This is a genomic window from Lactococcus sp. S47 (genome assembly GCF_016517475.1).
GTDB classification, from domain to species: domain Bacteria; phylum Bacillota; class Bacilli; order Lactobacillales; family Streptococcaceae; genus Lactococcus; species Lactococcus lactis.
Map to the genome: position 1 here is coordinate 91,306 of NZ_JACVUB010000004.1, position 25,765 is coordinate 117,070.

The window sequence follows — 25,765 nt, forward strand, 5'->3', positions numbered from 1 at the left end:
AAATTAAAATTTTTAAAATGAGGTAAAAAAATGTCTGATAAAATACTTGTTTTTGGTCATCAAAAACCTGATACTGACGCTATCGGCTCATCATATGGATTTTCATATTTGAGCAACCACCGTCCAAATGGTGCCCTTAACACTGAAGTAGTTGCCCTTGGAACTCCAAATGAAGAAACCCAATTCGTATTGGACTACTTTGGCGTGAAAGCTCCACGTGTAGTAAAATCAGCAAAAGAAGAGGGTGTGGATACAGTAATTTTGACTGACCACAATGAGTTCCAACAATCAATCTCTGATATTGAAGACTTAACAATTTATGGTGTAGTTGACCATCACCGTGTGGCTAACTTTAATACAGCAGCTCCTTTGTTTATGACTGTTGAACCTGTTGGTTCTGCGTCATCAATTGTTTACCGTAAATTCCTTGAAGCAAATGTTGAAATCCCTAAAGAAGTTGCTGGACTTTTACTTTCAGGTTTGATTTCAGATACTTTGCTTTTGAAATCTCCAACGACTCATGTGACAGACCATAAAGTTGCTAAAGAACTTGCTGAAATTGCTGGTGTTAACCTTGAAGAATATGGACTTGCAATGCTCAAAGCTGGAACAAATTTATCTACTAAAACAGCAGAAGAATTGATTGATATTGATGCAAAAACTTTTGAATTGAATGGTTCAAATGTTCGTATTGCACAAGTTAATACAGTTGATATTCCAGAAGTTTTAGAACGTCTTTCAGATATTAAAGCAGCTATTAATGCTTCAATGACAGTAAATGGATACGATGACTTTGTCTTTATGATTACTGATATTGTTAACTCAAACTCTGAAATTATTGCTTTGGGTGCACATCCAGAAAAATCAGAAGCAGCTTTCAACTTTACACTTGCAGATGACCACGCCTTCCTTGGTGGTGCTGTTTCACGTAAAAAACAAGTTGTTCCACAATTGACTGAAAGCTTCAATAAATAATGACTATTAAAATCTATAATGAAAATCGGCTGACAAGTCAGCCCTTTTTTAAAGATTTGATAGAATATTTAGCACAACATGATGAAGTCATGCTCAGACAGATTCATAAAGATTTTGCTGACGTTAAAAATATTGACCGGCAAATTGACTCATTTATTGCTGCTGGGTTAATCTTACGTTCTGATAAACGTTATTCGCTGGGCTTTCATGTTTTTAATGACAGTGAGTTTGATTGGGAAACTTTAAAAGACAAAATTGCTGAACCACAGAAAAACATCTACGAAGCTCCAATTTTTATTGAAAAGGAGTCACGGATTGAAAAGTTATTATCCCAAAGTATGCTTTATCAATCTTTGACTAATCAAACGAATCAAGTTATCTTGAATTTCATGACATCTTTTTCTTACAAAGAATATCCACAGAATACTGAAATTCCACAATCACTTGCCAATTATTTTGATAAAGTGGCCAAAAATTTACCTTTAACTCCGCTTGAAACAGAGGTTTATCAAATGATTGGCGATGTTGACCCAGAATATGCACTTAAGTATATGACTACTTTTCTTTTGAAATTTATCCGTAAAGAAGTTGTCAAATCTAAGTCGGATATTTTTGTCAATGTGCTGGAGAAATATAAGTATATTGAAAAAATTTCGGAAAAAGAATACAAATGTCTTTTGAAATTTTCAGAACAAGTGATTCCAGAGCAGAAATATGCTGATGCTAAATCTTTCATTATTGCTCAAATTCAACAAACCACAGCTATTGAGCCGTTCATCTCACTTGGAGACAAATAGGCTATTAGAATAAATTTAAGGAGAACAAATGAAGTACGAAAAACTGTTACCACGCTTTCTTGAATATGTTAAAGTAAATACACGTTCAGATGAAAACAGCACAACAACACCTTCAACTCAAGCGCTCGTAGAATTTGCCCACAAAATGGGTGAAGATATGAAAGCCCTTGGTCTCAAAGATGTTCATTATCTTGAATCAAATGGTTATGTTATCGGTACAATTCCTGCAAATACAGATAAAAAAGTGCGCAAAATTGGACTTTTAGCTCACTTGGATACTGCTGATTTCAACGCAGAGGGTGTTAACCCACAAATTTTGGAAAATTATGATGGTGAATCTGTGATTAAACTTGGTGATACTGAGTTTACACTTGATCCAAAAGATTTCCCAAATCTTAAAAACTACAAAGGGCAAACTTTAGTTCATACTGACGGGACAACTTTGCTTGGTTCAGATGATAAATCTGGTGTAGCTGAAATCATGACTTTAGCTGACTATCTTTTGAATATTAATCCTGATTTTGAACATGGTGAAATTCGTGTTGGATTTGGTCCTGATGAAGAAATTGGTGTAGGTGCTGATAAATTTGATGTAGCTGACTTTGATGTTGACTTTGCTTACACTGTAGATGGTGGACCACTTGGAGAACTTCAATATGAAACTTTCTCAGCAGCTGGTGCAGTGATTGAGTTCCAAGGTAAAAATGTTCACCCAGGGACAGCAAAAAATACAATGGTTAATGCATTGCAATTAGCAATTGACTACCACAATTCACTTCCAGAATTTGATCGTCCTGAAAAAACCGAAGGCCGTGAAGGTTTCTTCCATCTTTTAAAACTTGATGGTACACCAGAAGAAGCAAGAGCTCAATATATCATTCGTGACCATGAAGAAGGTAAATTCAACGAACGTAAAGCTTTGATGCAAGAGATTGCAGATAAAATGAATGCTGAACTTGGTCAAAACCGTGTGAAACCAGTTATTAAAGACCAATACTACAACATGGCTCAAATCATTGAAAAAGATATGTCAATTATTGATATTGCTAAAAAAGCAATGGAAAATCTTGATATTGTCCCAATTATTGAACCAATTCGTGGTGGAACTGATGGGTCTAAAATTTCATTTATGGGACTTCCAACACCAAACCTTTTTGCAGGTGGTGAAAACATGCACGGACGTTTTGAATTTGTTTCTGTACAAACAATGGAAAAAGCTGTAGATACTTTGCTTGAAATCATTCGTTTGAACAATGAAGTAGTAAAATAAAAGAAAAAGAGAGAGTAATTAGTTTTTAAGCTCGATAATAAAAGAACAAGTCGCCCAAGAAGGTTTTTGATTAAAAATCTTCATGAGCGGCTTGCTTTGCGCTTATCTTATAATTTTCAGACTAATTGCTACTTTTCGATAACTTTCTGCTACTGTATAAAATATTATTCTGTTTCTAAATATTTTACTGACAACTTTGTTAGTAAAATTGAGCTATTATTCAAGACTTTAAAAATAAAATTGACTGATTATAAGTCAATTAATGTAAAAGGAAAGATTATGTCACAAAACACAAAAGGTAAACTCTCACTCGTAGGACTCTCGTTGATGATATTTACGACAGTCTTTGGTTTTGGGAATATCCCTGTCGCTTTCTACCAAATGGGTTACGGCGCCATTCCTTGGTATATTATTGGAGCCCTGCTCTTTTTCCTCCCTTTTGCCTTTATGGTAACGGAAATGGGTTCAGCATTTAAAGATGAAAAAGGAGGAATTTATTCATGGATGAGTGAGGCAGTTAACCCTACCTTCGCCTTCGTTGGAACATTCATGTGGTATGCTTCTTATGTTATCTGGATGGTAAGTGTTGCCAATAAAATTTTGATTCCAATGGTCAATTTGATTTTTGGTAACTCAACACACACCCCTTCATTACTTTGGATTTCAATTGCAGCTGTAGTTTGGATGGCATTGATTACCTTTATGGTCTCAAAAGGTGTGGAAACCATTAAAAAATTCACCTCTATTGCGGGGGTTGCCGTTCTTTCACTCAATGTTATATTAATTCTTGGTGCTGTTCTTGTACTTGTTGTTAATGGTCATCCAGCAACACCAATTGACCTTGCTGCTTTTACTTCATCTCCTAATCCAACTTTTGATGGTAGTATTGTTGCCTTTATTGCCTTTCTTGTTTTTGCCATTTTTGCTTATGGTGGGGTTGAATCAATTGCTGGTTTAGTTGACCAAACTCATGAGCCTGAGAAAAACTTCCCACGAGGAATCATCACGTCAGCACTTATTATTGCTGTTGGTTATGCTGTTGCTATTCTTAGTGTTGGTTTCTTTGTTGATTATTCACAATGGATTCCAGCCATTAAAGATGGATCAATGAACCTTGGGACTGTTCCTTACATGCTTTTGCAAAACCTTGGTGAAGCGGTTGGTCATGCACTTGGACTTTCTACTTCCGGAGCAGATATGCTTGGTGGTATTTTCGCCCGCTATATTGGTCTTTCTATGCTTCTTGCTTACATGGGTGCCTTCTTTACCTTGACTTATAGTCCAATCAAACAGTTGATTACTGGTACACCAGAAAAACTTTGGCCTGGTAAATTAGGAAAACTTGATGAAGAAGGAATGCCAAAATTTGCAATGTGGATTCAATTTGCAATTGTTACCTTAATTATTGTTTTGAATTTCTTGACTTCACAAGGTGGAGCAAGTCAATTCTTCCTCATTTTGACTTATATGGCTAATGTTTCTATGACTTTGCCTTATCTCTTCATCGTTATTGCTTTCTGGTACTTCAAGAAGAATAAAAATATTGTTAAACCAATTGAATTCTTTAAATCAAATTTTGTTGTGAACTTCTTGACAATTTTGGTCTTGGTTGTTGTTGGTGGGGCTAACTTCTTCACAATTATTCAACCAATTGTGAATTATGTTCAATTACCAGCTGTTGACCAAACTGGTAAAGCATTATCTGAAATGTTGACATCATTTATTTCAATGATTGGTGGGCCACTTATCTTTGGTGTAATTGCCTACTTCATGATGCGCAACTATAGAAAGAAAAATAACTTGTAATAAAATTATTTTAAAAAAATAAAAGCTGAGTTTGCTCAGCTTTTTTTATATTCAGATATTTTGTCGATAAAAAGCCTTCCATATTTTTTGAGTTTAACAGGTCCGACACCAGAAATTTGTAAAAATTGACTTTGACTATCCGGCAGAACTTGAGCCATTTCTTTAAGGGCACTATCAGAAAAAATCATGAAAGGAGGGACGCCTTCTTCCTTGGCTAGTTCAAGTCGAAGTGCACGAATACTTGCAAAACATTCTTCATCAAAATGATGAGAAATTTTTGTTTTCGATTCAATAATTAGGCTAGCTTTGCGATAAACTTTGATTTGTCCTTTGAGGACTTTTAATCCTTGGGCTGAAAGAAGGAGAAGTGGGAATTTACCTGATGTAATGTTTAAATAACTTTCAGCAGATAGAAAATCGATTAATTCACCCACGGTCTTTTGGGAATGGTTTTTCATAATTCCAAAAGTCGATAGAGATTCAAAATTCCATTTTGCAATATTTTTATTTTTAGAACCAATCAAAACTTGTGCTACGGCCGTCTTACCAAAACGTTCACCCATTCGGACGACACAAGATAGGACTTTTTGAGCATCAATTGTAATATCGAGAAGCTCTCTTTCATCAAGACAATTACTACATTTTTTACAATCTTCACCTTCATCACCAAAATATTGCAAGATATAACGTTGTAAACAGGTTTCGGCACTTGTGTATGCTTGCATTTGTCGAAGCTTTTCGTATTCATGTTCCTTGTGCGCTTCATCACCTTCACTTTGCTCAATCAAGAAATTACGAATTCGTAAATCATTTGGTGAAAAAAGGAGGATAGCATCAGATTCAAGCCAGTCCCGTCCTGCTCGCCCAGCTTCTTGATAATAACTTTCAATTGTTGCGGGAAGGGCATAATGAATCACAAATCGAACATTTGGTTTATTGATTCCCATGCCAAAAGCATTAGTGGCAACCATTATCGGTACTTCGTCAAAGAGAAAAAGTTCTTGATTTATTTGACGTTCCTGTTCGCTCAGTCCAGCATGGTAACGAACGGATTTGAAATGATTATGGTTGAGCCATTCACAAATTTCTTCAACTTCTTTACGAGTGCTGGCATAGATAATTCCAGCAGCCTCACTTTCTTGATTTTTAAGATAATTTTTAAGAAAAGTTCTCTTATCCATCCCTTTGACTACTTCAAAACGTAAGTTTTCTCTAAGAAAACCGGTTTTAATAGTATGACTGGGGGAAATTGAAAGAAGTTTTTGAATATCATCTGCAACTTTTGGTGTCGCAGTAGCCGTAAGGGCTAAGACGGTAGGATTTGTTGGTAAATATTGGAGATGAGAGGCAAAATCGACATAACTGGGTCTGAAATCGTGCCCCCATTGTGAAATACAGTGTGCTTCGTCTATGGCAACTAAATCAATTGGAAGTTTTTGTAAAAAGGCATTGAAATAGTCTAATGAAAAACGCTCTGGTGCTACAAAAAGAAGCTTGATTTCACCATTTTCAACCTGTCGCATTCTTTGATAAGATTCGGAATCCTCTAAGGTAGAGTTAATAAATGTTGCTGGAATTCCGGCAATATTCAGCTGGTCGACTTGATCTTTCATCAAGCTAATAAGTGGGGAGATTACGAGAGTAAGCCCTGGTTGAATAAGAGCTGGTAACTGATAGCAGATTGATTTTCCAGCTCCTGTGGGTAAAATACCAAGAGTGGCTTGTCCATCTAGGACTTGTTCAATAATTTGTTTCTGACCATTTCGGAAATTGTCATAACCAAAAATTTCTTTTAATTTAGCTTCTAAATTCATTCTTACTATATTATACGTAAAAGAAGAAAAAAAATCACAAATGACTCATAAAAATTGATAACGAATGGTTCAAAGATTACATTAAAAGAACCAAGATGTTTTTGTTACTTTAAATGATACAAAATGAAGTGAAAAGTGATATAATAAAACAAAAGAATGCGTTTACAAAATTTTATATATAGAGGAGACTTTCTTATGAAAGCAGCAGTAGTAAGACACAATCCAGATGGTTATGCGGACCTTGTTGAAAAGGAACTTCGAGCAATCAAACCTAATGAAGCTTTGCTTGACATGGAGTATTGTGGAGTCTGTCATACCGATTTGCACGTTGCAGCAGGTGATTATGGCAACAAAGCAGGGACTGTTCTTGGTCATGAAGGAATTGGAATTGTCAAAGAAATTGGAGCTGATGTAAGCTCGCTTCAAGTTGGTGATCGGGTTTCAGTGGCTTGGTTCTTTGAAGGATGTGGTCACTGTGAATACTGTGTATCTGGTAATGAAACTTTTTGTCGAGAAGTTAAAAATGCAGGATATTCAGTTGATGGCGGAATGGCTGAAGAAGCAATTGTTGTTGCCGATTATGCTGTCAAAGTTCCTGACGGACTTGACCCAATTGAAGCTAGCTCAATTACTTGTGCTGGAGTAACAACTTACAAAGCAATCAAAGTATCAGGAGTAAAACCTGGTGATTGGCAAGTAATTTTTGGTGCTGGAGGACTTGGAAATTTAGCAATTCAATATGCTAAAAATGTTTTTGGAGCAAAAGTAATTGCTGTTGATATTAATCAAGATAAATTAAATTTAGCTAAAAAAATTGGAGCTGATGTGATTATCAATTCTGGTGATGTAAATCCAGTTGATGAAATTAAAAAAATAACTGGCGGCTTAGGAGCACAAAGTGCAATAGTTTGTGCTGTTGCAAGGATTGCTTTTGAACAAGCAGTTGCTTCTTTGAAACCTATGGGCAAAATGGTTGCTGTGGCACTTCCCAATACTGAGATGACTTTATCAGTTCCAACAGTTGTTTTTGACGGAGTGGAGGTTGCAGGTTCACTTGTCGGAACAAGACTTGACTTGGCAGAAGCTTTTCAATTTGGAGCAGAAGGTAAGGTAAAACCAATTGTTGCGACACGCAAATTGGAAGAAATCAATGATATTATTGATGAAATGAAGGCAGGAAAAATTGAAGGCCGAATGGTCATTGATTTTACTAAATAAATATAAAAGAGGCGATGCAGATGAATTCAAAAAATTTGGTCAATTATTCAAGTGATGAATTTAACAATCTTTCGCAATTTCAACAAGAAGAAATTACAAACAATTTTAAAGAAGCTATTTTGTACAAAATGAAAGAAAAAAATTTGCATATTGATGAGGTAAGTGAAAAAGCTGGCTATTCTTCACGGGATCTTTCAGCATTACTTTATTCGGATACTGTAAGTTATGAAACTCATGCGGAATTACAAAGAATTCTTGCTGTTGTTAATTCTTTTGCCTAGTCAGAAGAAAAAGAAAAAACGACTCCTATTGAGTCGTTTTTTTATGATTAATTTACTGACAGAATTTTTGTCAGTAAATTAGAGATATTTTTGAGCAGCAGCTGTATCTCCAATATAAGGTTGACGTTTTCCGTCTTTTAATTGGAACATATCAGTCCCTTTTCCAGCGATAATCACAGCATCGTCAGTACTTTTAGTTTTACTGACAGCTTTTTTTATTGCCAATTCACGGTCAAGTTCAAAATCAAGTGTGCGACTGACAAAAGAAGCAATCTCGTCAGCAATTATTTTAGGGTCTTCTCGATTTGAATCATCAGTAGTTAAAATGACATCAAGTCGCGGATGTTTTTCAATCACTTGTCCGAAATCTTTCCGGCGACTTTCGCCTTTATTTCCGGTTGAACCAAGGACTAGAACAAGCTGACCAGCATGGTGTTCTTCAACAACTTCAACAAGATTTTCTAATGACAGGCCGTTGTGAGCATAATCAATATAGATGTGAGCGCCATTTTTGGCAGTAAGAAGTTCCATGCGTCCTGGAACAACAGCAAGAGCTAAACCGTCATGGATATTTTCTAATGAAGCGCCTAAAGCTTTAGTTGCTAATGCTGTAGCTAAGGCATTTTCTTGGTTGAAGCGTCCTAATAAGCGAATGTCAAATGCTCCACTGACAGAACCGTCAGTAACAAAATGAAGTCCTTTTGATTCAATAATTTTATTTTCAGAATCAGCACCATAGAAAGCATGTGGAATTTTACGTTCCTTAAGTTCCTCTTTAATGATAGCAAAGTGATTCATTTCGGAATTAGCAACAAAATAACGTGAATTTTTGAGAAGTTGACGTTTGCAGTAAAAATAATCTTCAAGCGTTGGATGTTCAACTGGGCCAATGTGGTCAGGAGAAATGTTTAAGAAAACTCCAACATCAAATGTTAAACCGTAAACCCGTTCTGTTTTGTAAGCTTGGCTTGAAACTTCCATGACCAAATGTGTCATTCCATTTGTCAGAGCTTTTGCCATCATTTCTAGTAAATCAAGACTTTCAGGAGTTGTCAATTCTGATTTAAAATAATTTTTTCCATCCAAAGTTGTTTGGGCAGTAGATAAAAGTGCAGTTTTGCCACCGTTCATTTTGTCAAGGATTGCTTTAGCAAAATAAGCAGAAGTGGTTTTTCCTTTTGTACCAGTCAAAGCTAAGGTTTTGAGTTTATTTTGTGGAAAATCATAAAAGCTTGCAGCGATTAGAGCCATTGCTCGTTTAACATCAGTGACAATAATTGCTGGGAGAGCTACTTCATAATCAAATTCTGAAACATAAAAAGCAGCTTCTAAGTCTGTTAAATATTCTTTTTTAAAATTCAAACCCTTGGCAAAGAAAAGGGTATTTTCTGTTGATTTTCGTGAATCATAAGAGAGTTGGTCAAAGTTTACTTCCTTTGGCCAGTTGAAATAATATTCGCCAGCAGAAGAAATCTCACGGAAATTATTATCTTTTTTTAGTATTTCTATAACTTGTTCAAGCTTAATCATGTGAGGAATGCCTATTTATCGCTAAATTCGCGATACCTTTCTAAAACAAGGAAACTAAGGGAAAAATCCCATTACCCTATATTATAGCACAAGCCAAGAGCTGGTGCATGTCCCATTTGTTTATAGATGGTAATAGATGACATCGTGAATTAATGATCTAAAACCATTCTTTTATTGTCAAAATACAGAACTTAGGGTAAAATGGAACAATGGAAGATTCAGAAAAAATAATGAATACAGGTCAGCAGTCACCAAAAACGGCTGCAAAATCAAAAGATCAGATGCTCTCTGGTGCTGCTTGGCGGACTGGTGCGGACATGATTGGGAAAATACTAGGGGTAGTTTATATTATTCCTTGGTATGCTTGGATGGGGCGTTTTGGTAATGAGGCCAACTCCCTCTTTAGTATGGGTTATAATATCTATGCTCTTTTCCTATTGATTTCAACAGTGGGGATTCCGGCGGCAATTGCGCGTGAAGTGGCTCGCTATAATACATTAGATGACCCTAACATGGCTTATCGGCTCGTTCGGCAAATGCTCGGAGTGATGCTGGTTCTTGGAATTGTTGCGTCAGGGCTCATGTTCTTTCTTGCAGGTCCACTCTCAGCCCTTGTTGGCGGTAAGGATAGCGCAGATTTAATTCCAGTCATGAAAAGTTTAGCATTGGCTGTCTTAATTTTCCCTTCAATGTCAGTTATTCGAGGATATTTCCAAGGTCTGAATCAGGTGAAAGCTTATGCGATGAGTCAGCTTTTGGAACAAATTGTTCGGGTCATTTGGATGCTAGCAGCAACTTTTGCTATCATGAAGTTAGGTTCGCACAATTGGCAAAATGCCGTGACACAATCTACCTTGGCTGCTTTTATTGGGATGTTAGGTTCCTACGCTGTATTATTCTATTACTTACAGAAATCAGGAAATCTTAATAAATTAATTAATCCTGGTCCTGTAAAATCTAAAATTAATGCTTTAGAAATTTTTAGATCAACATTACACACAGCCATTCCATTTATTGTCATTGGTTCAGCTATTCAAATTTTTAAAATTATTGATAACTCAACCTTTATGAATATGATGCCTTGGGTAACAAACTATAGTCATAATGAATTGCTTGTTCTGATGAGTTATTTCTCAGCAAATACTGATAAATTAACGATGGTCTTGTTGGGTGTCGCATTGACGCTTGGTTCTGTTTCAGACCCTCTGATTACAGAGCACTATGTTCAAGGAAATCGGCGTGAACTTGCAACGTTAGTGGGTTATAATTTCCAATTATACGTTGGTTTTATGCTTCCGGCCGTGATTGGAATGTCACTATTGACTAAACCGATTTATACAATTTTCTACCAAATTCCTTCTGGATTACAAAGTAGTTTGTTTGTCTTTGCTATTTTACAAACCTTCTTGTTGGGACTTTATATGATTGTCTATCCTCCACTGACAGTAATGGACCATAAACGTTTGGCAATGCGAATCTTTACCTTGACTCTTGTCATTAAATTAGTTTTGCAAGTTCCAATGATTCTTATTTTCCATACTTATGGACCTTTACTTGCGACCACTGTTTCATTCTTAGTTGGTGTTTTCTTATTCATTAGAAAACTACATGAGTTAACTCATTTTTCAATTAAGAATACAGTTCGCGGAATTCAAGGGGCAACTTTACTGACAGGATTTATGGCTATTGTGGTTATTATTGTTGAAATCATTTTAGGTTTTATTTTCGGTAAGAGCCCAGGTCGAATTGCTTCAGTATTTATTGCTGCCATTGCCGGTGGTGCAGGTTTTTATACTTATCTCTGGTTTGCTGCTAAACTTGGACTTCTAGAAAAATGGTTTGGTCCAAGAGGTTTGTCACTTCGTCGAAAATTACATATCTAATAAAAAATAAGTCTGTCAGTAAAAAAGTTACTGACAGACTTATTAATAAGAGTTAAAAAGGATAATAAATGGCAGAAATTACCGAAAATACAAAAAAGATTTTAGAAGTTATTCTAAATTTAAAAGAGGGGCAGGTCATGAGTTATCGAGATGTGGGAGCTTTAGCTGGATTGCCAAATGGTGCACGGCAGGTTTCTAGAATTTTGCATTCGATGTCTAAAAAATATAAACTACCATGGTGGCGTGTAGTGCGTTCTGACAGAACAATTGGATTGCCAGAGCCTGCTAAAAGTGAGCAAATGGAACTTCTAAAAAAAGAAGGAATTTCTTTTACAGCTCAAGGGAAAATAATTATTGAAGATGAACTGCTCTAATAAATAAAAAGTACTTCTATATTTTAGAAGTACTTTTTGTATTCAATTATCTATTACCAAATTTTAAGACGATTTTCTGGTGCACGATACATCTTATCTGTTTCTTTAACATCAAAAGTTTCGTAAAATTCTTCGAGATTTGTTGGAGGAATATTGGCACGAAGTTTAGCGGGTGCATGAACATCCATTGACAAAAGCATTTGTTGGAATTCTTTACTTGCTTTCATGCGCCAAATCTTAGCCCACTGACTAAAGAAAGCCTTCAAATCAACGTCTTTCTCATCTTTAGCTGCTGTCAGTGCCGCTGTAATTCCTCCTTGGTCAGCAATATTTTCTGACACAATGAGGTTTCCGTTTGCTGGACCAGCTTCGGTTTCTACGCCGTCAAAGAGTGCAATCATTTCTTTTTGCTTTTCTTCAAAAGCTTCATAATCTTTATCTAACCACCATTTGTTCAAATTTCCTTCTTTATCGAATTGGGCGCCGTTGTTATCGAACGCATGAGAAATTTCATGAGCAATGACTGCGCCGATTCCACCGTAATTTTGTGATGAAGATTGTTCAAGAGAGTAAAAAGGAGCTTGCAAAATTGCTGCTGGAAAAACAATTGTATTACTATCAGGACTATAATAAGCATTGACCATATGAGCAGGCATATGCCAGCTTGTTTTATCAACATCTTCTGAGAATTTTTCAAAAGTTCGAGCAGTCAAAATTTCATCGAATTTAAGGGCATCTTCATAGAGAGAGCCAGAAGTTGTTTTTAAACGACTATAAATTTCAGGCAATTTATCTGGGAAACCAATGAAAGGAGTAATAGCATCTAATTTTTCAATGGCTTTTTCAGCTGTTTCTTGACTGAGCCACTCATTTTTAGACAAACGCGCTTGGTAAACTTTAATCATCGCAGTGACCATCCGTTTGACATCGGTCTTAGCAGCTTCACCAAAATATTTTTTACCATAGAATAAACCAATCACTTGGCTAAAATAAGACTCAGTCAAATCAAGTTGATGTTTTTCTTGACTTCTTGCTTCTTGAACATTTGAAAGGAAACGTCCGTAAGCTCCACCAAGAATTCTAAGGTCTTCATTGAAGAAAGAAGTAGCGCCACGTGCAATTTTTGTCAGCATCCAAGCTTTAATGAGCGACCAATTTTCTTCATTGATAAGTGAATCAAATGATTCGTAAAAACGGTCTTCATAAACAATGACTTTATCAGGTTCAGTTTTTACTAAATCTTTAATTAAAGATTTTAAATCCAGGTTTTTAACTTTACTGCCAAAGTTGTCAGTAGAAATTGGATGATAAAGTTCAGCATATTTTGCCCACTCTTCAGAAGTATTTGCTGACGGAACTAAAAGAGCATCGAATTTAAGGGCAGACTTTGCAATCTCTTCTGCATTTTCAACATCAAATGTCTTTAAAATTTCGCTTGTATTTTTAGCCCAAAAATCAAGTAATTCTTTTTTTCTAGGGTGTTCATCATTATAATAAGTGGTATCAGGTAAAATCAAGCCCGGACCAGAGAATCCAAGAGAATAGTGAATAGCATCTTTCATATCAGGTTCAACACTAAAAGAAAATGGAAGAGGAGCCTGTGAATGGAAAACGAGTTGAGTCAGATTATTTTTAAATTCTTCAAAAGAATTTAAAGTTTCAACTTTAGCAAGTTCATTTTTTACGGCAGAAAAATCCGCTTTTTCTCTCGCTTGCCAATCTCCTGCTTTATTATAAAATTTGATTGCTTCAAGCAATTCTGGATTATCAGTAGGTAGGTTTTGTGATAAATCAGCTAAATCTTTAGCCAAATTTTTCTCATTTTTTAGTACTAATTCATCAAAAGCTGAAATTCTTGGTTTGTCAGCAGGAATTTCTGCATTTTCTAACCATTCAGCATTAACAGTAGCGAATAAATCATCTTGAATCCTTGTCATATCGACCTCCTATTATGGATATTTTTTATATTATATCATACTTACAAAAAAGCGCTGACGAATTCCATCAGCACTTTTTAACAGCAATTTGAAAATTAATGTAAACTCGTAATTAAATAGTTCTGAAACGATAAATTTTAGCAATTTTGCCAAAAAGTTCAGGGACTTCGGCAAGGCTTCCAGCATCACGGCTTAGACAAGTAAGCTTTTCATCTTTTACTGAAAGCTTGGCAAAATGGTCATGTTGCAACAAGAAATTATGGATCAGCTCTGCAAAATTTGCGTCAGTAAATTTTACAAAAAGTAAATCTCCATTACCAGGAGCTTCCGCATCTAAAGGACCCCCAACGAGTTCAAAAACTGCATCGTAATCATCAGGAAGTTGCTTTGTGAGCAGTTTGATTGTTTTGCGGCTTTCTTGTAGCGCCCAAGTATTATCACCACAAAATACAAATTGTTCAGTACTCAAAGAAATGGGCTCTCTTTCAAGAAGTTCAAGCTCATCAATTCGATTTTGAATATAATTTAACAAGTTTTGTTTATTATCTAATGTAAGATATTCAAACAAAAGCTTTGCCTTATTATAACTGTACTTGTCATCTTTACCAAGAAGGTATTCAGTTGTGACATTAAAATAATCAGCAATTTCTGTCAATCTTTTGGCAGAAGGTTCTTTTCCCAAGCGATAATTAGCAAGGGCGTTTCTGGGATATCTCAACTCTCTTTCGACCTGGTTGAAAGATTTCTGAGAATCAATAACTAAAGTTTTTAGACGGTCATAGAACATTAAAATCACCTCAACATGTATTGAATAAACATTTTTAATATTTGTAACGAATACATTATATCATATAGTTATTAGATATAAAATACCTAAAACTTAAAAAAATAGCAATATTTAAGTTAAAAACTTAATTGTTGCAAATTCGTTAACAAAATTGACATCTATAGCGTTATATGGTATTATAAAAGTAATCATAGGAATACTCAAAATGCTTTTTGAGAAGAGAAAGGGAAAAATTGAAAGAAATTTATGACAAAATCCAAGACATAAATATTATTTTGAAAAGATCATTTATTGACCTTGGAAAACCATTAGCTTATCAAGAGGTGGTAGAGAAAAGTGCCAAAGTTTTAGAGTCTAGCCTTTTTATCATAGATACCAAACGAAATTGTTTAGGTTATGGTTTTACTGATTCTGATAATTCTTATCAGGATGATATAAACCTCCAAAATTTTTTTATCTATCAAAAAATATCAAAAGATATCTCTAGTCAACTATTAAATCACTACGAAATGAGCACAAGCCTACCAATGGCCCAATCAATTTTAGAACCAGTGAAAGAAATTTCGAGCAAATTTCCAAATAAATTTCTCAGCTTTCTCCCTATAGAAGGAAATCATTTGAGATTGGGAACCCTTTTTCTACTGACAGATTCTCCTCTGGAAGAAGAAAAGAGAATATTGGTAGATTTTTTATCAACATTCATAGGGAATCAAATGTCTTATATCATGTTGGCAGAACTGGAAGGACAAAGACGAAATGAAACCTTTGTTTCTTTAGTTCAATCATTATCTCGTTCAGAATTAGAAGCATTTAAAAGCATCATTGAAAAAATAGACCGTTAAACTAGAAAAAGCTTGAAAATTTTCATATAAAATAGTATAATAGAAATAATGGTTTGTCAGCAAAATCTGTGGGATATATTGTCCCCATAGGCTTTGTAAGCAACGAAACACTACTGTTTTCGTTGCTTTTTTGGCGTCTTTTATATTGAATAAACCAGAAAAGTTATAAAAAAGACAAACTACAGACTTTTCGGTTTTTTTAATTAAAAATTCATCAAAAACACAAACTTTTTTAATCAAATCTAAAAAATAGAGGAGAAAACACTTGGCAGGACATGACGTAAAATACGGTAAACACCGTACAAGACGCAGTTTTTCACGTATTAAAGAAGTAATCGGTTTGCCAAACCTCATCGAAGTTCAAACATTAAGTTATAAAAACTTCCTCGATGAAGGTCTTGCAAATGTCTTCAAAGAAATGTTTCCAATCGACAACTTTGCGGGTACAATGGAACTCGAATTTGTTGGTTATGAAATGAAAACCCCAAAATACACTGTTGAAGAAGCTCGCGCACATGACGCAAACTATTCAGCACCTATCTATGTAACCTTCCGTCTTGTAAATAAAGAAACTGGTGAATTAAAAACACAAGAAGTCTTCTTTGGTGACTTCCCACTCATGACTGAAATGGGGACATTTATCAATAACGGTTCAGAACGTTTGATCGTTAGCCAATTGGTACGTAGTCCTGGCTCATACTTCCATCTTAAAGCTGATAAAAACGGTCTTGAAAGTTTTGGACATACAACAATTCCTAACCGTGGAGCTTGGTTTGAGTTAGATACAGATGCTAAAGGCATTGGTTATGTTCGTATTGACCGTACACGTAAATTAACTTTTACAACTATGCTTCGTGCGCTTGGATTTGGTTCAGATGAAGAAATCCTTGAATTGTTGGGCGAAACTCAACTTTTAACAGACACTATTGCAAAAGATGTTCATAAAAACCCAGCTGACACGCGTGTAGAAGAAGCGCTCAAAGACATCTATGACCGCTTGCGTCCAGGAGAACCTAAAACAGCAGATAGCTCACGTGGCTTGCTTGTTGCTCGTTTCTTCGATCCAAAACGTTATGACTTCGCACCTGTTGGACGTTACAAATTTAACAAGAAATTAGCGCTTAAAAATCGTTTGCTTGGTTTGACTTTGGCTGAACCAATTGTTGACCCAGAAACTGGTGAAATTCTTGTTAATACAGATACTCTTGTTACTCGTGATGTGCTTGATTTAATCGAACCATTGCTTGATAACGGTCTTGGAAACTTTGTTGTTGAACCATCTGACGACGCTGTAATTCCAGAACCAATTACTTTGCAAAGTATCAAAGTTTATTCACCTAAAGATCCAGAACGTGTTGTTACATTACTCTCAAATGGTAATCCTGATGCAGAATGCCGTGTCTTGACACCAGCCGATGTGATTTCAAATATCAGCTACTGGCTTGGTCTTGCTGAAGGAATTGGTAAAGTGGACGATATTGACCACTTAGGTAATCGTCGTATCCGTTCAGTAGGTGAATTGCTTCAAAACCAAGTACGTATCGGACTTTCACGTATGGAACGTGTGATTCGCGAACGTATGTCATCTTCAGAAAATGAAAACATCACACCACAAGGTTTGATTAACATTCGTCCTGTAACAGCTTCAATTAAAGAATTCTTTGGTTCATCACAATTGTCACAATTTATGGACCAACACAATCCTTTATCTGAGCTTTCACACAAACGTCGTTTTTCTGCCTTAGGACCTGGTGGTATCTCACGTGACCGTGCTTCATATGAAGTACGTGACGTTCACTATACTCACTATGGCCGTATGTGTCCTATTGAAACACCTGAAGGACCAAACATCGGTTTGATTAACAACTTGTCATCATATGCCAAAGTAAACGAATATGGTTTCATCATGTCACCATACCGTCGTGTTGACCGTGTGAACGGTGTGGTTACTGACGAAGTTGAATATTTAACTGCCGATGAAGAAGACAACTATACTGTTGCCCAAGCAAACTCACCATTGACTGAAGATAGCCGCTTTGCTAACGAAACAGTTATGGCTCGTCATACTGGTAACAATATTGAAGTTGAAGCTTCAACAGCAGACTATATGGACGTTTCACCTAAACAGGTTATCGCCGTTGCTGCTGCATGTATTCCATTCTTGGAAAACGATGACTCCAACCGTGCCCTCATGGGTGCCAACATGCAACGTCAAGCAGTTCCATTGATTGACCCACATGCACCTTGGATTGGTACTGGTATGGAACATCAAACTGCTCGTGACTCAGGTGCTGCACTTCTTGCAAAACATGCTGGTGTTGTTGAGTATGTTGATGGTAATGAAATTCGTGTTCGTCGTACTTCTGGTGAACTTGATATTTACAATATTACAAAATATCGTCGTTCAAACTCAGGAACTTCGTATAACCAACGTCCATTGGCTCGACTTGGAGAAAAAGTTGAGAAAGGGGACATCATTGCTGATGGACCTTCTATGGAAAATGGAGAAATGGCCCTTGGTCAAAATCCACTTGTTGCTTATATGACTTGGGAAGGTTATAACTTCGAGGATGCGGTAATTATGTCAGAACGTTTGATTAAAGACGACGTTTATACATCAATTGCCATCGAAGAATATGAATCAGAAACACGCGATACAAAACTTGGCCCTGAAGAAATTACTCGTGAAATTCCAAACGTTGGGGATGAAGCACTCAAAAACCTTGATGAATCAGGAATTATCCGTATTGGTGCTGAAGTTAAAGATGGCGACTTGCTTGTTGGTAAAGTAACTCCTAAAGGTGAAACTGATCCAACACCAGAAGAACGTTTGCTTCGTGCAATCTTTGGTGAAAAAGCTCGTGAAGTTCGTGATACATCACTTCGTGTTCCTCACGGAGGTGGCGGTATTGTTCATGACGTTCGTGTATTTACACGCGAAAATGGTGATGAATTGCCATCAGGTGTGAATAAACTTGTTCGTGTCTTCATTGCTCAAAAACGTAAGATTCACGTTGGGGATAAAATGGCCGGACGTCATGGTAATAAAGGGGTTGTTTCAAATATCGTTCCAATGGAAGATATGCCTTACTTACCAGATGGTACACCTATTGATATCATGTTGAACCCACTTGGGGTACCATCACGTATGAATATCGGACAAGTTATGGAGCTCCATTTAGGTATGGCTGCTCGTACACTTGGAATTCACATTGCAACTCCAGTGTTTGATGGAGCATCTGATGAAGATATCTGGGATACCGTTAAAGAAGCTGGAATGGCTGATGATGCGAAAACAGTCCTTTATGACGGACGTACTGGTGAACCATTTGATAACCGAATTTCAGTCGGTGTCATGTACATGATTAAACTTCACCACATGGTTGATGATAAACTCCATGCTCGTTCAGTTGGTCCTTACTCACTCGTTACACAACAACCGCTCGGTGGTAAAGCGCAGTTCGGTGGACAACGTTTTGGGGAAATGGAAGTTTGGGCACTTGAAGCCTATGGTGCTGCCAATGTTCTTCAAGAAATCTTGACTTACAAATCAGATGACGTGATTGGACGTACGCGCGCTTATGAAGCTATTGTTAAAGGTGAACGTATTCCTAAACCAGGTCTTCCTGAATCATTCCGCGTATTGGTTAAAGAGTTACAATCACTTGGTCTTGATATGAAAGTCCTTGATGCTGACCGTAATGTTCTTGACTTACGTGAATTGGATGAAGATGAAGTAATGACTCGTCCAGATAATACAGAAATTACTCCTGAAATGCTTGAAGCACAGGAAGCTATTGTTGCACAAGCAGAAGCTGAAGAAGAAGCTTTGATTAACGCTAATACTGAAAAATAAGATTTTGTAATTAATATTTTGAGATAGATTTACTGACAAAAATTTCTGTCAGTAAATCTCTAATCTCATAATCGTCTAGCGTTAAATTTATTAGAAGTGGAGAAAGAATTGGTTGATGTAAATAAATTTGAGAGTATGCGTATTGGTATCGCATCTCCACAAAAAATTCGTTACTGGTCATTCGGTGAAGTTAAAAAACCAGAAACAATTAACTATCGTACACAAAAACCTGAACGTGAAGGACTCTTTGATGAACGTATTTTCGGTCCTCAAAAAGACTGGGAATGTGCTTGTGGAAAACTTAAAGGTGTTTTCTACAAAAATCAAGTTTGTGAACTTTGTGGTGTCCAAGTAACAACTGCAAAATCACGTCGTGAACGTATGGGACATATTGAGCTTGCTGCTCCAATTTCACACATTTGGTACTTCAAAGGAATTCCATCACGTATGGGACTTGCTCTTGATATGAGTCCACGTGCACTTGAAGAAGTGATTTACTTTGCAAGTTATGTTGTGATTGATCCTAAAGAAACTGATCTTGAGAAGAAACAACTCTTGACTGAACGTGAATATCGTGAACAACTTTTGAAAAATGGTTTTGGTTCATTCGTTGCGAAAATGGGTGCTGAAGCGATTCAAGATTTGTTGAACGATGTTGATATTGATAAAGAAGTTTCTGAACTCAAAGAAGAGCTCAAAACAGTTACTGGACAACGTCGTGTAAAAATTATTCGTCGTTTGGACGTTTTGTCAGCTTTCAGAAAATCAGGAAATGCTTTATCTTGGATGGTCTTAAACGTATTACCAGTTATTCCACCAGATTTGCGTCCAATGGTTCAATTAGATGGTGGACGTTTTGCCACATCTGACTTGAATGACTTATACCGTCGTGTTATTAACCGTAATAACCGTTTGAAACGTTTGATGGAACTTAATGCTCCAAATATTATCGTTCAAAATGAAAAACGGATGCTTCAAGAAGCTGTTGATACTTTGATTGACAATGGTCGTCGTGGTCGTCCAATCACTGGTGCTGGTAACCGCCCATTGAAATCTCTTTCACACATGTTGAAAGGGAAACAAGGACGTTTCCGTCAAAACTTGCTTGGTAAACGTGTTGACTATTCTGGACGTTCAGTTATCGCTGTAGGTCCAACACTCAAAATGTACCAATGTGGTGTTCCGCGTGAAATGGCGATTGAGTTGTTCAAACCATTCGTAATGGCTCAACTTGTTAAGAAAGAATTGGCTGCTAATATTCGTGCGGCTAAACGTAAAGTTGAACGTCAAGATTCTGATGTTTGGGATGTACTTGAAACAGTTGTTAAAGAACACCCTGTTCTTCTTAACCGCGCACCTACGCTTCACCGTTTGGGGATTCAAGCTTTTGAACCAGTCTTAATTGATGGTAAAGCCATCCGTCTTCACCCACTTGCTTGTGAAGCCTATAACGCCGACTTTGATGGTGACCAAATGGCCATTCACTTGCCATTGTCTGAAGAAGCACAAGCTGAAGCACGTCTTTTGATGCTTGCTGCTGAACATATCTTGAACCCTAAAGATGGTAAACCAGTCGTTACACCATCTCAAGATATGGTCCTTGGTAACTACTACCTTACTATGGAAGAAAAAGGTCGTGAAGGCGAAGGAATGATTTTTGCAACTCCTGAAGAAGTTGAAATTGCAATGCGTAATGGTTATGTACATTTACATACTCGTATCGGTATCGCAACAAAATCACTCAACAAACCTTGGACAGAAAACCAAAAAGATAAAATCTTGGTAACTACTGTTGGTAAAGTTATTTTCAACTCAATCATTCCTGAAGGAATGCCTTACTTGAACGAACCAACTGATGTTAACTTGACAACTTCAACTGATGACCGTTTCTTTATGGATGCTGGTCAAGATATCAAAGAAGTTTTGGCTGGAATTGATACTGTTCGTCCATTCAAAAAAGGATATCTTGGAAATATCATCGCTGAAGTCTTCAAACGTTACCGTACAACAGCTACATCTGAGTACCTTGACCGCTTGAAAGACCTTGGTTACCACCAATCTACTTTGGCTGGTTTGACTGTGGGTATCGCTGATATCCCTGTTGTTGAAGATAAACATAAAATCATCGATGCTGCACACAAACGTGTGGAACAAATCACTAAACAATTCCGTCGTGGTTTGATTACTGATGATGAACGTTATAACGCTGTTACAGGTGTTTGGCGTGATGCAAAAGAAGCCCTTGAAAAACGATTGATTGATGAACAAGATTTGACAAACCCAATCGTTATGATGATGGACTCTGGAGCCCGTGGTAATATCTCTAACTTCTCTCAACTTGCTGGTATGCGTGGTTTGATGGCCGCTCCTAATGGTAAAATCATGGAATTGCCTATCATCTCAAACTTCCGTGAGGGTCTTTCTGTCTTGGAAATGTTCTTCTCAACTCACGGTGCCCGTAAAGGGATGACCGATACGGCCCTTAAGACAGCCGACTCTGGTTATCTTACTCGTCGTTTGGTTGACGTTGCCCAAGATGTTATCATTCGTGAAGACGACTGTGGAACTGACCGTGGACTTGTAATTTCTGATATTGCTACTGGTAAAGAAATGGTTGAACCACTCTTTGAACGTTTGGTAGGTCGTTATACTCGTAAATCAGTGCTTCATCCAGAAACTGGTGAAATGATTATTGCTGACGACACTTTGATTTCTGAAGATGTTGCCCGTAAAATTATCGATGCTGGTGTTAAAGAAGTAACTATCCGTTCAGTATTTACATGTAAAACTCCACATGGTGTATGTAAACATTGTTATGGTATCAACTTGGCAACAGGTGATGCTGTTGAAGTTGGTGAAGCTGTTGGTACAATCGCCGCTCAATCAATCGGTGAACCTGGTACTCAGTTGACAATGCGTACATTCCACACGGGTGGTGTTGCGTCAAGTTCAGATATCACTCAAGGTTTGCCTCGTGTTCAAGAAATCTTTGAAGCACGTAACCCTAAAGGGGAAGCAATCATCACTGAAGTAACTGGTACAGTTGAATCAATCGTTGAAGATCCTGCTACACGTACTCGTGAAATTACTGTTAAAGGTAAAACAGACACTCGTAGCTACACTGTAGGTATGGCTGATGTCTTGATGGTTGAAGAAGGTGAATTTATTCACCGTGGTGCACCTTTGATTCAAGGTTCTATCGAACCTAAACACTTGCTTCAAGTTCGTGATGCTTTGTCAGTTGAAACTTACTTGCTCGGTGAAGTACAAAAAACTTACCGTTCACAAGGGGTTGAAATTGGTGACAAACACATCGAGGTAATGGTTCGCCAAATGCTTCGTAAAGTTCGTGTCATGGATAATGGTTCAACTGATATCCTTCCAGGTACTTTGATGGATATTTCTGACTTTGAAGCTTTGAATGAAACTGCACTCTTGAATGGTGAAATGCCTGCAACTGGTCGTCCAGTCTTGATGGGTATTACTAAAGCCTCTCTTGAAACAAATTCATTCTTGTCAGCTGCATCATTCCAAGAAACAACTCGTGTCCTTACTGATGCCGCAATTCGTGGTAAAGAAGATCACTTGCTTGGTTTGAAAGAAAATGTTATTATCGGTAAGATTATTCCTGCTGGTACAGGTATGTTCCGTTACCGTAACATTGAACCTTTAGCTGATTTAACAAATGCTCCAGAAGTAGAAGAAGTTGAAACAGAAACTGTGGAAAACTAATTTTAAATCTAGAAAATAAATAAAAATTACTGACAGAATTTCTGTCAGTAATTTTTTTATTTTTGTCAGTAACTTTTTTTATTAAATTTACTGACAAAATCATTAAAAACATAAAATCTCTGTCATTTTTGGTAAAATAATTCTATGACTTATTATCTCCTTGCAAATCCCAATTCTGGTGCAGGTAAAGGTGCGCGGACTTTGGAGACTTTGATTCCATATTTGGAAAAAAATAATTATGAATATCGACTTTTTAAAACTAAAGCTGCTGGAGAAGAAGGCGCTTTGGTCAGACAAATATTAGACCTTAAAAATCCGGATGACCACTTAGTTATTATTGGTGGGGATGGTACCATTTCACTTGTCATTAATGAACTTCCAGAAGAAGAGGCCTTTTCTTATATTCCTTCAGGTTCTGGCAATGATTTCGCCAGAAGCTTAAAGTTGGAGCTTGACCCAATTGAATCTTTTGAAGCTGCTCGTAGAGGAATTAATCATGAGATTTTTATCATGAATTATCAATCTAAAGGATTGAGTGGCTATGCTCTAAATAATATTGGAATTGGTTTAGATGCAACTATCGTGAAATCTGCCAATGAAGGAAAGCTTAAACAAGTGCTTAACAAATTGAAATTGGGAAGTTTTTCATATATTTTGACTGCCTTGCACGTTTTGATAACTAAAAAACCATTTCCAGCTTTAATTGAAGTAGAAAATCAAGAAATTTCACTAGAAAATGCCTTTCTGATGACTTTTACCAAACATCCATACTTTGGAGGTGGAGTAAAAATTTCTCCTGAGGCCACCAATGAAAATGCAGATATTCACCTTGTTGAATATAATAAACATCATTTATTACGGACTTTTTCATTAATTCCAAGTGTTCTTCGTGGAATGCATTTAAAACATCCTTTATTTTTACACCGAGTGAGTCCTCAGTTTTCTGTAGAATTAGCAGAAAGTCAACCAGTCCAAATTGATGGAGAAATTCATGAGTTAGTTGCTGCTGACAGACTTTCAATCAGTACTGAAAGAAGAATGATTATTTACTGACAGAATAAAAAAACTCCAATTATGGAGTTTTTATTTATTTTCAATTAATTATTATACATTAATTGTTGTATTTTTATACTTTTTATATTATAATTATGCTATTGTTTTTTTATAAAAATAGAAATTATAAAACAGAAAAGAGAAAATATGAACTTTGATTTTTTACCGAAATATCTGCCCTATTTTAATGATGGGATGATTGTCACAATTTTGATTTCAGCTTTCGTGGTTTTGATTGGAACACTCTTAGGGATTGTCACAGCCCTTGCCAAGATTTCTAAAATTGCTCCATTGCGCTGGTTGGCAAATATCTATATTGAAATTTTCCGTGGAACACCAATGCTCGTTCAAATTATGCTTGGTTTTGGCTTAATGGGAAGTCTATCTTTACCAACCTTTCAAGTTGGGATTTTACAACAAGATTTGGGGCGCTTGATTCCAGGGATAATTGTAATCTCATTGAATTCGGGGGCTTATATGGCGGAAATTGTTCGGGCTGGAATTGAAGCTGTTCCTCTTGGTCAAAAAGAAGCCGCCTATTCATTAGGAATTCGGCCAAAACAAGCGATGGCAACCGTTATTTTACCTCAGGCTTTGAGAAACATTCTACCAGCCGTCGGCAATGAATTTGTGACAATTATCAAGGACAGCTCGCTTCTTTATACAATTGGGGTAATGGAAGTTTTCAATGGTGCACAAACAGTAGCAAATTTGACTTATCAAACCATTAGCCCGATGTTATTTGTAGCTCTCTACTATTTTGTAGTCACTTTTGTTGTCAGTCGCTTACTTGTTTTATTTGAAAAGAAACTCGGGAAAGGATATGCAAAATAATGAATGAATATTTAATCGAAATAAAAAATCTGCATAAATATTTTGGAAAAAATGAAGTCTTAAAAGGACTTGATATCCAAATAAAAAAAGGTGAAGTTGTTGTGATGATTGGCCCCTCTGGCTCTGGGAAATCAACTTTTTTAAGAACGATGAACTTATTAGAAAAGCCAACAGATGGTCAAGTCTATTTTGAAGGAGTTAATATTGCTGATAAATCAGTGGATGTCTTCAAACACCGAGAAAAAATGGGGATGGTTTTTCAACAATTTAATCTATTTCCTAATATGACAGTCCTTGAAAATCTATGTTTGGCTCCAGTTAAAACGGGTAAAATGACCAAAGAAGAAGCTAAAAAAACGGCGGAAGATTTACTTCAAAGAGTTGGACTCTCAGATAAAGCAGAGGCTTATCCACAAGCATTGTCAGGTGGGCAACAACAAAGGGTAGCTATTGCTCGTGCTTTAGCCATGAACCCAGATGTGATGCTTTTTGATGAACCAACATCAGCACTTGACCCTGAAATGGTTGGTGAAGTTTTAGCCGTGATGCAAGAACTTGCCAAAGAAGGAATGACAATGGTTGTTGTAACCCATGAAATGGGATTTGCTAAAACAGTTGCTGACAGAGTTTTGTTCATGGCTGATGGGACAATTGTTGAGCAAGGAAAACCTGCACAAGTTTTTGATTCTCCAAAAGAAAAAAGAACACAAGACTTTTTAGCAAAAGTCCTATAATTTAAAAGCTTATAGTTAAAGAGAATATCAAAAAAACGGCAT

At 36.6% G+C, this 25,765-nt stretch carries 18 protein-coding genes; 14 read left to right on the plus strand and 4 right to left on the minus strand.

Features of this window, described 5'->3' with window-relative positions; genetic code table 11:
- Nucleotides 1–30: 30 nt before the first annotated feature.
- The 4 genes from IAE52_RS05445 to yjeM all read left to right on the plus strand — a co-directional run bounded on the left by IAE52_RS05445 (nt 31) and on the right by yjeM (nt 4,848).
- Nucleotides 31–975, plus strand: a complete 945-nt coding sequence (locus tag IAE52_RS05445) for a manganese-dependent inorganic pyrophosphatase (RefSeq protein ID WP_033899897.1) — start codon at nt 31–33, stop codon at nt 973–975.
- Nucleotides 975–1,772 (plus strand): DUF1803 domain-containing protein, encoded by a 798-nt coding sequence (locus tag IAE52_RS05450; protein WP_033899899.1) that lies wholly within the window; start codon nt 975–977, stop codon nt 1,770–1,772. Before IAE52_RS05445 ends, IAE52_RS05450 begins: the two co-directional genes overlap by 1 nt.
- Nucleotides 1,773–1,800: 28 nt before the next feature.
- Nucleotides 1,801–3,042: a peptidase T gene (pepT, locus tag IAE52_RS05455; RefSeq protein ID WP_015426966.1), complete on the plus strand. Its 1,242-nt coding sequence runs from the start codon at nt 1,801–1,803 to the stop codon at nt 3,040–3,042.
- Nucleotides 3,043–3,321: 279 nt separating this feature from the next.
- Nucleotides 3,322–4,848 carry a glutamate/gamma-aminobutyrate family transporter YjeM gene (yjeM, locus tag IAE52_RS05460; protein ID WP_109991151.1) on the plus strand — a complete coding sequence of 509 codons (1,527 nt, stop codon included), beginning with the start codon at nt 3,322–3,324 and terminating at the stop codon, nt 4,846–4,848.
- Nucleotides 4,849–4,883: 35 nt separating this feature from the next.
- Here the strand turns inward: yjeM and recQ are convergent, their stop codons facing one another.
- Complete coding sequence (gene recQ / locus IAE52_RS05465; protein ID WP_109991150.1) at nt 4,884–6,662, minus strand: DNA helicase RecQ; 1,779 nt, start codon at nt 6,660–6,662, stop codon at nt 4,884–4,886.
- A gap of 195 nt (nt 6,663–6,857) precedes the next feature.
- Here recQ and adhP point away from each other — a divergent pair, with 195 nt between their 5' ends.
- Nucleotides 6,858–7,880: an alcohol dehydrogenase AdhP gene (gene adhP / locus IAE52_RS05470; RefSeq protein WP_033899903.1), complete on the plus strand. Its 1,023-nt coding sequence runs from the start codon at nt 6,858–6,860 to the stop codon at nt 7,878–7,880.
- A 20-nt stretch (nt 7,881–7,900) separates the two neighbouring features.
- Entirely contained in the window at nt 7,901–8,161 is a 261-nt protein-coding gene (locus IAE52_RS05475) for a hypothetical protein (protein WP_012898367.1), read from the plus strand.
- Between the two features lie 78 nt (nt 8,162–8,239).
- Here IAE52_RS05475 and IAE52_RS05480 read toward each other — a convergent pair whose 3' ends face one another.
- On the minus strand, nt 8,240–9,691 hold the full coding sequence (locus IAE52_RS05480) for a UDP-N-acetylmuramoyl-L-alanyl-D-glutamate--2,6-diaminopimelate ligase (RefSeq protein ID WP_033899905.1): 1,452 nt from the start codon (nt 9,689–9,691) through the stop codon (nt 8,240–8,242).
- 209 nt (nt 9,692–9,900) lie between these two features.
- Here IAE52_RS05480 and IAE52_RS05485 point away from each other — a divergent pair, with 209 nt between their 5' ends.
- Together IAE52_RS05485 and IAE52_RS05490 are read left to right on the plus strand one after the other, a co-directional pair.
- Nucleotides 9,901–11,574 carry a polysaccharide biosynthesis protein gene (locus IAE52_RS05485; protein ID WP_033899906.1) on the plus strand — a complete coding sequence of 558 codons (1,674 nt, stop codon included), beginning with the start codon at nt 9,901–9,903 and terminating at the stop codon, nt 11,572–11,574.
- Between the two features lie 68 nt (nt 11,575–11,642).
- Entirely contained in the window at nt 11,643–11,948 is a 306-nt protein-coding gene (locus IAE52_RS05490; protein ID WP_109991148.1) for an MGMT family protein, read from the plus strand.
- 53 nt (nt 11,949–12,001) lie between these two features.
- Here IAE52_RS05490 and pepO read toward each other — a convergent pair whose 3' ends face one another.
- Nucleotides 12,002–13,885 (minus strand): endopeptidase PepO, encoded by a 1,884-nt coding sequence (gene pepO, locus IAE52_RS05495; RefSeq protein ID WP_109991147.1) that lies wholly within the window; start codon nt 13,883–13,885, stop codon nt 12,002–12,004.
- 112 nt (nt 13,886–13,997) lie between these two features.
- A complete protein-coding gene (locus tag IAE52_RS05500; RefSeq protein WP_017864929.1) occupies nt 13,998–14,672 on the minus strand; it encodes a helix-turn-helix transcriptional regulator in 675 nt (224 codons plus the stop codon).
- Nucleotides 14,673–14,905: 233 nt separating this feature from the next.
- Here IAE52_RS05500 and IAE52_RS05505 point away from each other — a divergent pair, with 233 nt between their 5' ends.
- The 6 genes from IAE52_RS05505 (at nt 14,906) to IAE52_RS05530 (ending at nt 25,723) form a co-directional block, all read left to right on the plus strand.
- Nucleotides 14,906–15,514: a transcriptional regulator gene (locus IAE52_RS05505; RefSeq protein ID WP_109991146.1), complete on the plus strand. Its 609-nt coding sequence runs from the start codon at nt 14,906–14,908 to the stop codon at nt 15,512–15,514.
- 265 nt (nt 15,515–15,779) lie between these two features.
- Nucleotides 15,780–19,370, plus strand: a complete 3,591-nt coding sequence (gene rpoB / locus IAE52_RS05510) for a DNA-directed RNA polymerase subunit beta (RefSeq protein ID WP_033899915.1) — start codon at nt 15,780–15,782, stop codon at nt 19,368–19,370.
- Nucleotides 19,371–19,478: 108 nt separating this feature from the next.
- Nucleotides 19,479–23,102, plus strand: a complete 3,624-nt coding sequence (gene rpoC, locus IAE52_RS05515) for a DNA-directed RNA polymerase subunit beta' (protein ID WP_017864926.1) — start codon at nt 19,479–19,481, stop codon at nt 23,100–23,102.
- Nucleotides 23,103–23,246: 144 nt separating this feature from the next.
- Entirely contained in the window at nt 23,247–24,155 is a 909-nt protein-coding gene (locus IAE52_RS05520; protein WP_033899919.1) for a diacylglycerol kinase family protein, read from the plus strand.
- Nucleotides 24,156–24,302: 147 nt separating this feature from the next.
- Nucleotides 24,303–24,989, plus strand: coding sequence for an amino acid ABC transporter permease (locus IAE52_RS05525; protein ID WP_033899921.1), 687 nt, complete (start codon nt 24,303–24,305; stop codon nt 24,987–24,989).
- Nucleotides 24,989–25,723, plus strand: a complete 735-nt coding sequence (locus tag IAE52_RS05530; protein ID WP_004255171.1) for an amino acid ABC transporter ATP-binding protein — start codon at nt 24,989–24,991, stop codon at nt 25,721–25,723. The genes IAE52_RS05525 and IAE52_RS05530 overlap by 1 nt, the downstream gene beginning before the upstream one ends.
- Nucleotides 25,724–25,765 lie beyond the last annotated feature (42 nt).